At 53.4% G+C, this 2,898-nt stretch carries 3 protein-coding genes, 1 pseudogene and 1 riboswitch; of the genes and pseudogenes, 1 reads left to right on the top strand and 3 read right to left on the bottom strand.

Going from position 1 to position 2,898, the window contains the following annotated elements:
• The 3 genes and pseudogenes from B3Z49_RS05005 to B3Z49_RS04995 all read right to left on the bottom strand — a co-directional run.
• Nucleotides 1–303 (bottom strand): annotated as a pseudogene (locus tag B3Z49_RS05005) (cobalt ABC transporter permease); the annotation flags it as partial.
• Nucleotides 296–973 carry a cobalt transporter CbiM gene (cbiM, locus tag B3Z49_RS05000; RefSeq protein WP_296988589.1) on the bottom strand — a complete coding sequence of 226 codons (678 nt, stop codon included), beginning with the start codon at nt 971–973 and terminating at the stop codon, nt 296–298. The pseudogene B3Z49_RS05005 and the gene cbiM, both read right to left, overlap by 8 nt.
• 16 nt (nt 974–989) lie before the next feature.
• Nucleotides 990–1,787 (bottom strand): DUF4198 domain-containing protein, encoded by a 798-nt coding sequence (locus B3Z49_RS04995; protein ID WP_296988587.1) that lies wholly within the window; start codon nt 1,785–1,787, stop codon nt 990–992.
• A 170-nt stretch (nt 1,788–1,957) separates the two neighbouring features.
• A riboswitch (cobalamin riboswitch) is annotated at nt 1,958–2,154 on the bottom strand.
• A 150-nt stretch (nt 2,155–2,304) separates the two neighbouring features.
• On the opposite strand from B3Z49_RS04995, the gene B3Z49_RS04990 reads away from it, so the two are divergent.
• Nucleotides 2,305–2,847 (top strand): DUF924 family protein, encoded by a 543-nt coding sequence (locus tag B3Z49_RS04990; protein ID WP_064780978.1) that lies wholly within the window; start codon nt 2,305–2,307, stop codon nt 2,845–2,847.
• The last annotated feature ends 51 nt before the right edge of the window (nt 2,848–2,898 follow it).

Here is a 2,898-nt window from a genome sequence, read left to right as displayed (position 1 = left end):
AAAGGTTGCCTCGGCAACGTGCCCTGCCCCGAGATCGGCACGAAAACGCAGATCAACTTGTTGGCTTGGCGTGTAGACAAAGAAACCGTCACCATCGGTGGTAACTTCATCAATCTTGTTGCCATCAAGATCAAAGATCTCAACAAGCGTGTTTTCGGCCATGACACCGTTGGAGAAACCGATTTCACCTTCGATGTTCGAACCACTTGGAAACAGGGATGCGATAACCTTGTGCGCCTGTGCAGGTGCTGCGCCGAACACAAGCATACCAAGCGCAAAGACCAGCATGAGTGATCTAGCCATTGGATGCCTCGCCCGCCTGCTTTGCACGCAAAGTTGCTGCCGGCTGCATCTCAAAACCCGATGTCTGATCGGCGGATTGCAGCAAGGCCGGTTTGACCTTGGCGATCAGATACACCGATGCCGCTGATACCAGTCCTTCGACCACCATGATCGGAATGTGGGCAAAGAAGACCAGCTTGGCCGCCGGGACAAACGCATCACCACTGAGCGCAAGCGAAATCGCGACAAACACCGTTGTCAGCCCGATGGAAAATGCACCTGCACATCCACCAAGGACGGCGGCTGTGACCGGGTTGCTGCGCGACACCATTCCCCGGAACAAAAGCCCCGCCAGCACAGCCGGAAAGGCGATATTGACCGTATTGACGCCAAGAACCGTCAGGCCGCCAAAGCCAAAGAAAACCGCCTGAAGCAAGAGACCGACAAAAAGTGCCGGAAACGCGGTCCAGCCAAGCACGAGCCCGGCAAGACCGCTCATGATCAGATGCACACTGGATGGTCCCACCGGCACATGAATGAGCGAGGCAACAAAGAATGTTGCCGACAAAACCCCGGTTGCGGGAATTTTATCGATTGGCAGTTTCCGCAGACCAAGGCCAAGCCCGGCAACTGCAAGAACACCCCCGCCAATCAAGACTTCCGGTGCCAGCGCACCATCAACAATATGCATCTGTTTTGTCCCTCGCCTATCTCACATCATAGGCGCGAACCCACAGGACTGCATCCTGTGAAAGTTCCTTGCCCTCAAATTCTTTGTCAGGGCCGCTGCCAAGTGCTGCAAATCCCCAAAAACCTGCTTTGGGGACACCAAAAGTGAAATACCCGTTTTGATCGGAAATGGCCACAACCGCACCACCGGGCATTGGCGATGCCGTTGGCCCTTTGGGTGTGTTGCTGGCCATATCGGGTTCTGCGGCCATGTATTCGATTTCGATTTCAACACCGGCCACAGGTTGGCCTTCGCTTAACACTCGGCCAGTAAAGGTCGAACCGGCAATGATGTTGGTTGGTCGATTAAGCGGCAGGATTTCGGTTTTAAGACCTTGCGGTTCCATCCAGTCGGTCGGAATTTCATTGCGGTTCACATAGGACTTCGTGATCTGCTGGATGAAGATATCTTCGCTTTCTTCATAATACGGTGCGGGGACGACCACCATGACGTAATCACCGCTGCGGCGAAGAGTCAAAGTTGCGTCAAAGGCCGCTGCCGAGTTGGCAATTCCGGTGAAAGTAATCGGCGAAAACGTTGATTTCAGATCAAGTTTCTCACCGCGGTTAACCGCATAAAATTCAAGCGGCTCGGCCATATCCATGACATGACCGTTTTCAAACGGGTGCCAGAAAATCAGCTTAACCGGCTGATCCCCGGCCTTGGTCACGTTTACGTCCGGCGTATAGGCCAATTGAAAATGCGCATGCGCCGGCATGGTCGCCGACAGCACGCAGGCGCTTGCAATCGCAAGCCTGCCAAGGGTCTTAAACATATAATCGTCTCTTTCTCAAACGATGCACGCAGGCCAACGGCCCAACGCACAGGGTCAGGACAAAGAACGATAGGATGGCTGGAAGCAAGATTGCGGATCTTCAAAAGACCGTTTGTACCCCTGCAACCTGACGCTCACCCCGGCGTCCAACAGTTTCATACCGGGCAATCAGCACCCGGCAGTCAAAGGCAGGTCTCCTGGCTCACGGTTTGAAAAGCAATGCGCCTTCCCGGTTTGCACCAGTGGCATATGCAATGCTCTGACCGCTTACAGTTGCGGGGGCAGCCGTGGCTTTGTCATGCATGACGCACCACGTTCCCTTTTAAGTTGGTCCAATCGGATCAACACCAAAGACAATGTCATAATCCACGCCGGACGGATTGCTGTCAACTCCCTGCCCCATGGTCCATGACAATCTTTTTGCGGATGGCTTGACGCGCCTTAAACCGGGCGCGAAGATCACCCGCAATTTTGCCGACGGGCCGCAAAAGCCTGCAATCAGATGGGTGGAAACATTATGAAACCTGAAACGGTTCTTGTTTTCTGGTTCAAGGAACTCGAAGAAAAACAGTGGTTTATCAAGGATGAAGCCCTCGATCGCCATATCGCGGAACGCTTTGCCGATTTTCATGCCGCCGCCACGGCCGGAGAGCTTTTTAACTGGCGCAAAACCGCCCATGGACGACTTGCCGAGATCATCGTTCTTGATCAGTTTTCACGCAATATGTACCGCGATCAGCCACAGTCCTTTGCATCAGATCCAATGGCATTGGTGCTGGCACAGGAAGCTGTTTCCTTGAGGCTGGATCGCAAACTGGTCACACCGCAGGAACAGGCATTTCTGTATATGCCCTACATGCACTCAGAATCCGAAATCATTCATGAAGTGGCGGTTGACCTGTTTTCACAGCCCGGCCTTGAGCACAATTACGAGTTCGAGCTGAAACACAAGAAGATCATTGACCGGTTTGGCCGCTATCCACACCGCAATGAAATATTGGGCCGTCCATCAACGCCAGAGGAAGTGGCGTTTCTCAAAGAACCCGGATCATCGTTCTGAGCATTATAAAAGGGACGGTTTCCCGTCCCTCAGACTGCTGACAAAGTCCTC

The organism is Thalassospira sp. UBA1131, assembly GCF_002311515.1.
Taxonomy (GTDB): domain Bacteria; phylum Pseudomonadota; class Alphaproteobacteria; order Rhodospirillales; family Thalassospiraceae; genus Thalassospira.
This window is presented reverse-complemented; position numbering and strand designations above follow the sequence as displayed.